The organism is Pseudomonas sp. P5_A2_2 (genome assembly GCF_054177685.1).
In genome coordinates, this window is record NZ_JBGCUL010000208.1 from 1 (window position 1) to 6,448 (window position 6,448).

A 6,448-nucleotide genomic window follows, 5' to 3' on the forward strand; every position below is an offset into this window, starting at 1 on the left:
GTCCCATTGCCATCGCGAGCAAGCTCGCTCCCACAGGTATTGGTTACAACTTGGCTTTGACCGCCGGCAACGCATCCTTGCCATCCACGGTCTTCACCCCATCGAGCCATTTATCCAGCACCGCCGGATTGGCCTTGATCCAAGCCTTGGCCGCATCAGCGTTACTGATCTTCTTGTTCACCACCTCAGCCATGATGCTGTTCTCCATGTCCTGGGTGAAACTCAGGTTGGTCAGCAGTTTGCCGACGTTCGGGCAGGCCTGTGCATAGCCTTTGCGGGTCAGTGTATGCACGCTGCCGGTGTCACCGAAGTATTTTTCACCACCCTTGAGGTAATGCATTTTCAGCTGCACGTTCATCGGGTGCGGGGTCCAGCCGAGGAAGGTCACGAATTTCTGTTTCTTCACTGCGCGGGACACCTCGGCCAGCATTGCTTGCTCGCTGGACTCGACCAGTTTCCACTGACCCATGTCGAAATCGTTTTTCTTGATGATCTCTTGCAGCGAGATGTTCGCCGGCGCGCCGGAGCCGATGCCGTAGATCTTGCGGTCGAACTTGTCGGCGTATTTGTTCAGGTCGGCAAAGTCATGCACACCCGCGTCCCACACGTAATCCGGAACGGCGAGGGTGAATTCGGTGCCTTCGAGGTTCTTCGCCAGTTGCGTGACATCGCCGTTGGCGACGAACTTGTCATAGAAGCCTTGCTGCGCCGGCATCCAGTTACCCAGGAACACATCGACCTGGCCATCCTTGAGCCCGCCAAAGGTGATCGGCACCGCGAGGGTGTCGATCTTGGCCTTGTAGCCCATGCCGTCCAGCAGAAACCCGGTGATGGCATTGGTCGCGGCGATGTCGCTCCAGCCCGGGTCGGCCATTTTCACGGTCTCGCAACTCTGATCGGCAAACGCCGATGCACTGCCCAGAGCCAGGAGCCCGACCGTCAGTACTGTGGATAACCTTTGCATGGACTTCCCCTTAACATTATTGGTTTTGGCAGGGTTGTGGATAACGTGCTTTACGCTCCAGATCGTCGAGGTCGATGTGGTTGCGCATGTATTGCTGACTGGCGTCCACCAGTGGCTGGTGATCCCAGCTCTTCAGCTTGCCGAGGGTCAGCGCCTCGGCCACGAACCGCCGGCGCCGCTGGCTGGCGAGCACCTGCTGGTGAATCGCCGGAAAATTCCATTTGGCTCGCGCTTCGGCGAGAAAATCGTCGAACAGTTGGCGATGTTGCGGCGAATGACTGAGTTCTTCCAGTTCGCGAGGGTCATTGTGTACGTCGAAGAGCAGGCAAGGGTCATCTTCGCTGTAGATGAATTTGTAGGCGCCGCGGCGGATCATCATCAACGGGCTGATGGTGCCTTCGGCCATGTATTCGCCGAACACCTCGTCGTGACCGACCTGCCCTTGCAGGTGCGGGACCAGCGAGCAGCCGTCCAGCGGCAAGCCCGGTTCCAGCGAGCCCCCGGCCAGTTCAACGAAGGTCGGCAACAGGTCGGCCGTGGAAACACTGGCGCTGACCCTGCCGGCGCCGAATTGCCCCGGCGCGCTGATCAACAAGGGAACCCGTGCGGCCATTTCGAACCAATGCATTTTGTACCAGAGTCCACGTTCGCCGAGCATGTCGCCGTGGTCGCCGGAGAACACGATGATGGTATCGTCGATCAGCCCGGTATCCTCGAGGGTTTGCAGGAGTTTGCCGACGTTGCTGTCGATATAGCTACACGCGCCGAAATAGGCACGGCGGGCGTCGCGGATCTTATCCACAGGCAGCGGCTTGTCCCACAGGTCGTAGACCTTGAGCAAGCGCTGGGAGTGTGGATCGAGTGAATGCTGATCCGGGGTTGTGGGTAATGGAATGTCGGCATCGTCGTACAGATCCCAGAAAGCCTTGGGAATCGTGTACGGATCGTGTGGGTGAGTCATCGAAACAGTCAGGCAGAACGGCTGGTCGCCATCCTCGCGGATGTGGTCGAACAGGTACTGCTGGGCCTTGAACACCACCTCTTCGTCGAAATCCAGCTGATTGGTGCGCACGCACGGGCCGGCTTGCAGCACTGACGACATGTTGTGATACCAGGTCGGGCGCACGTCCGGTTCATCCCAGTTCACCGCCCAGCCGTAGTCGGCCGGGTAGATGTCACTGGTCAGGCGTTCTTCGTAGCCATGCAGTTGGTCTGGCCCGCAGAAATGCATCTTGCCCGACAGGGCAGTGCGGTAGCCGAGGCGGCGCAGGTAGTGGGCATAGGTCGGTACGTCGGCGGGGAAATCGGCGGCGTTGTCGTAGGCACCGATCTTGCTCGGCAACTGGCCACTGACCAGGGTGAAACGCGACGGCGCGCACAGGGGGCTGTTGCAATAAGCGGAGTCGAACACCACGCCTTGTGCGGCGAGGCGGCTGAGATGAGGCAGTTTGATGGGCGATGGGCCGTAGAACGGCAACATTGGCGCGGCCATTTGATCGGCCATGATGAAAAGAATGTTCTTGCGCTTCATGTGATCGCGGCATTCCATAGTGGATGTTTATGCGAGAGTGCTGGCTTCGAGAATGAAACCCTCGCACCTTGCGGTAAAGCCCACGCGCGACAATGACTAGGATAAGCACAGCTTATGTATGACGCCCTTGGTGACCTGTCTCTTGATCTGCTTCGCGCCTTCGAAGCGGCGGCCCGCCAACGCAGTTTCACCGCGGCGGCGGTTGAGCTGGGCACCACGCAACCGGCCATCAGCCAGCAGATCAAGCGCCTGGAAGAACAACTGGCGACCCGCTTGTTCGATCGCATTTATCGCGGTATCGAACTGACCGAGGCCGGGCAGATTCTTTTCGAACAGGTTCAGCTCGGTTTGCAGAATATCGACGCAGGATTGAGTGCAATCAACGCACAGCAACAGCATGAAGTACTGCAGGTTGCCACGGATTTTGCCTTCGCCGCCTATTGGTTGATGCCGCGACTGCACCGTTTTCACGCGGCCAATCCGCAGGTGGATGTCAGCCTGGTCACCAGTGAACGCAGCCATAACATGCTACGTACCGATATCGATGTGGCGGTGCTGTTCGGCGATGGCCGCTTCAAGCAGGGTGAAAGCCATTGGCTGTTCAGCGAGGAAGTGTTTCCGGTGTGCAGTCCGCAGTTGTTGGGTGAGCGTCCCCTACCCTTGCCGGCCCAGGCATTGCTGGAGTTTCCGTTGCTGCACCTGCGTGGGGAACACAGCAGTAACTGGTTCGACTGGAGTGGTGTGTTCCGCGAGTTGGGCATCACCTCGCCCCCGGCGCCCGGGCAGTTGCGCTTCGACAACTACACCCTGCTGATTCAGGCCGCGATTGGTGGTCAGGGCGTGGCCATCGGCTGGCGCCACCTTGTGGATAACTTGCTGGCGCAAGGGTTGTTGTGTCGGCCGATCGGCGAAACGGTGATGTCGAGACTGGGTTATTACGTGGTCCTGCCCCAGCGCAAACGACGCGGAGCGTTGATTCAACAGTTTGTGGATTGGTTGATGGCCGAACAGGCTGGCAGTGCGGAGTCGTTGTCGGGGTTGTCATTGCCTTCGATTGCAGTGTGAAACGTGAAAAGATCGCAGCCTGTGCCGCGTGATCTGCTCGACCGGATTTAGAGGATTTCAAATGCAACGCATAACGGGCTACCACGCCCATGTCTATTTCGACGCCAGTACCATCGATCAGGCGCGGGCCTTGTGTGAGCAGGCGGCGCAATTGTTTCCACTGAAAATGGGCCGCGTGCACGAGCGCCCTGTCGGTCCGCACCCGGACTGGAGCTGTCAGTTGGCGTTCGAGCCGCAGGTGCTGGGCGACGTGCTGCCCTGGCTGGCGCTCAACCGCCAGGGTCTGGTGGTGTTTCTGCACCCTGATACCGGTGACGATCTGCGCGACCACACCGAGCATGCGATCTGGATGGGCGCAATACGCCCGCTGGATCTGTCTATTTTTTGATCAGAGTGTTTCTTCAGCCTCTCCGGGCAAGTGTTCGTCCAGGTGCAGCCACGGCAAGCGACTGTCGGTCCAGATGTGTCGCTCGGCCGGTGCTTGCTCGGGATGGTCGAGGGTGGCGATGGTCAGGTCGATGCTGTCCGGGCTCAGGTGCGTCACCAGCGCCAGTTGCGCCCCACAGTGTCCGCAGAAATATCGCGCGCAGGTGGATGAAGAATCGTACCTCGACGGCGTCCCGGCCAGCCATTGAAAGGCCGATGCCGGCACGGTGATCCAGGTGGTCACGATGCCGCCGCTGACCCGTCGGCAAATGGAGCAATGGCAGTGGGCGATATCGTGCAGCGGCCCGCTGAATTGATAGCGCAGTTGCCCGCAATGGCAGCCGCCGGTGTGAAGTTCGCCCATGTTCAACCTCCCACCCTGTGTTCAGGGGCTTGAAACCCAATCCGACGACCGGTTGCACATCCGGTCTTTGCTTTCATTGGCGAAAGCTGGCTGAAAGCTTCCCCGATTAGGATCGCCGCCACTACCGGCAAAAGACCGGTGGCCAATGCGAGCGTTTGACTGCTCGCCAGGCCCATTTAACAACAACAATGGTGATTCTGATGTCCTCTCCTATCCGCCGCTTCGCTGTAACTCCGTCCGTACGTCTCGTGCCTCCCGTTCTGCGCTGATCCCGCCCGGTCCGCCCATTCCCTAGCCGCGCTACGCCTGGAGTATTCCCATGCTGACTTTCCTTGGCTTCGCCATGGTCATCACGTTCATGTTCCTGATCATGACCAAGCGCCTGTCCGCGCTGATCGCCCTGATCCTGATTCCGATCATTTTTGCCCTGTTCGGCGGCTTTTCGCCGAAAATCGGCCCAATGATGCTCGAAGGCATCACCAAACTCGCGCCAACCGGCGTGATGCTGATGTTCGCTATTTTGTACTTCGCCCTGATGATCGACTCCGGCCTGTTCGACCCGGCCGTGCGCAAGATCCTCAAACTGGTCAAGGGCGACCCGTTGAAAGTTTCGGTCGGCACCGCCGTTCTGGCGCTCGTCGTTTCCCTCGATGGTGACGGCGCGACCACTTATATGATCTGCGTGGCCGCCATGCTGCCGCTCTACAGCCGTATCGGCATGAGCCCGCGGATCATGGCCGGCCTGATCATCCTCGCCGGTGGCGTGATGAACATGACCCCATGGGGCGGCCCGACCGCACGCGCTGCCAGTGCGTTGCATGTGGATCCGTCCGACATCTTCGTACCGATGATTCCTGCGATGCTGGCCGGTGTGGTGGCGATCCTGGTCATCGCTTACTGCTACGGCAAGCGTGAACGTGCACGCMTGGGTGAGTTGCACCTGGTGGGCGATGAAATCGACCACAGTGAAATCAGCGTTTCGCAGTTCCCGGATGCCCGTCGTCCGAAGCTGATCTGGTTCAATGGCGCCCTGACCCTGGCCCTGATGGGCACCCTGATTGCCGGCCTGTTGCCTTTGCCGGTGCTGTTCATGGTGGCGTTCAGTATCGCCATGATCGTCAACTATCCTTGCCTGCAACAGCAGAAGGATCGCGTCGCGGCTCACGCCGGTAGCGTGCTGGCGGTAGTCGGGTTGATCTTCGCGGCCGGTATCTTCACCGGTATCCTGACCGGCACCGGGATGGTCGACGCGATGTCGAAAAGCCTGCTGGCAGTGATTCCGGATGTCCTCGGCCCGTACCTGGCGGTGATCACGGCGCTGGTCAGCATGCCGTTCACCTTCTTCATGTCGAACGATGCATTTTATTACGGCGTGTTACCGGTACTTGCCGAAGCCGCCAGCCATTACGGTATAACCGCGGTGGAAATGGCACGTGCCTCGATCGTCGGTCAGCCCGTCCACCTGTTGAGCCCGCTGGTTCCATCGACTTATTTGTTGGTGGCCCTGGCCGGTATCGATTTCGGTGACCATCAACGCTTCACTCTCAAGTGGGCGGTGCTGGTTTGTATCTGCATACTGATTGCTGCAATGCTGTTGGGGACTTTCCCGGTGTTCAGCACTCTATAAGCTCAAGACTCACCACTTCGGGTCCAGGCTTCGCTGTTTGAAGCCCGGGCCCTTTGTGGTTTAACAATCGCTCAAAGGAATACACATGGAATGGCTGACCAACCCTGAAATCTGGGTTGCCTTCTTCACCCTGACCGCCCTGGAAATCGTCCTGGGTATCGATAACATCATCATGATTTCGATCCTGGTCAGCCGCATGCCCAAGCACATGCAGGCGCGTACCCGGATTTTCGGTCTTGGGCTGGCCATGATCACGCGGATCCTGCTTCTGCTGTCGATCACCTGGGTCATGCGCCTGACGGCGGATCTGTTCGAAGTGTTCGGCCAGGGTATTTCCGGACGCGACCTGATCCTGTTCTTCGGTGGTCTGTTCCTGCTGTGGAAAAGCTCSCAAGAGATGTACCACGCGTTGGAAGGTGAAGATGAAAGCAGCGACGAACCTTCGGGCAAGGGCGGCAACTTCCTCTACAC

Annotated in this window: 7 protein-coding genes; 4 read left to right on the top strand and 3 right to left on the bottom strand. The window is 59.0% G+C overall.

Translation table 11 applies throughout. From position 1 onward, the window contains the following. Window positions 1-43 precede the first annotated feature (43 nt). Together choX and betC are read right to left on the bottom strand one after the other, a co-directional pair. Window positions 44-964: a choline ABC transporter substrate-binding protein gene (choX, locus tag ACXRVY_RS14060; protein WP_223459139.1), complete on the bottom strand. Its 921-nt coding sequence runs from the start codon at window positions 962-964 to the stop codon at window positions 44-46. Window positions 965-980: 16 nt separating this feature from the next. After that, window positions 981-2,495 (bottom strand): choline-sulfatase, encoded by a 1,515-nt coding sequence (gene betC / locus ACXRVY_RS14065; RefSeq protein WP_223459141.1) that lies wholly within the window; start codon window positions 2,493-2,495, stop codon window positions 981-983. A 114-nt stretch (window positions 2,496-2,609) separates the two neighbouring features. On the opposite strand from betC, the gene ACXRVY_RS14070 reads away from it, so the two are divergent. Together ACXRVY_RS14070 and ACXRVY_RS14075 are read left to right on the top strand one after the other, a co-directional pair. After that, window positions 2,610-3,560 carry a choline sulfate utilization transcriptional regulator gene (locus ACXRVY_RS14070; RefSeq protein WP_223459143.1) on the top strand — a complete coding sequence of 317 codons (951 nt, stop codon included), beginning with the start codon at window positions 2,610-2,612 and terminating at the stop codon, window positions 3,558-3,560. A 61-nt stretch (window positions 3,561-3,621) separates the two neighbouring features. Next, window positions 3,622-3,948, top strand: coding sequence for a DOPA 4,5-dioxygenase family protein (locus tag ACXRVY_RS14075; protein ID WP_223459145.1), 327 nt, complete (start codon window positions 3,622-3,624; stop codon window positions 3,946-3,948). Here the strand turns inward: ACXRVY_RS14075 and ACXRVY_RS14080 are convergent, their stop codons facing one another. Then, window positions 3,949-4,350: a GFA family protein gene (locus ACXRVY_RS14080; protein WP_223459147.1), complete on the bottom strand. Its 402-nt coding sequence runs from the start codon at window positions 4,348-4,350 to the stop codon at window positions 3,949-3,951. A 319-nt stretch (window positions 4,351-4,669) separates the two neighbouring features. On the opposite strand from ACXRVY_RS14080, the gene ACXRVY_RS14085 reads away from it, so the two are divergent. Then, on the top strand, window positions 4,670-5,977 hold the full coding sequence (locus ACXRVY_RS14085) for a CitMHS family transporter (protein ID WP_458237595.1): 1,308 nt from the start codon (window positions 4,670-4,672) through the stop codon (window positions 5,975-5,977). An 85-nt stretch (window positions 5,978-6,062) separates the two neighbouring features. Then, window positions 6,063-6,448 (top strand): TerC family protein (locus ACXRVY_RS14090; protein WP_458237596.1); only part of this gene is annotated, 386 nt, incomplete at its 3' end.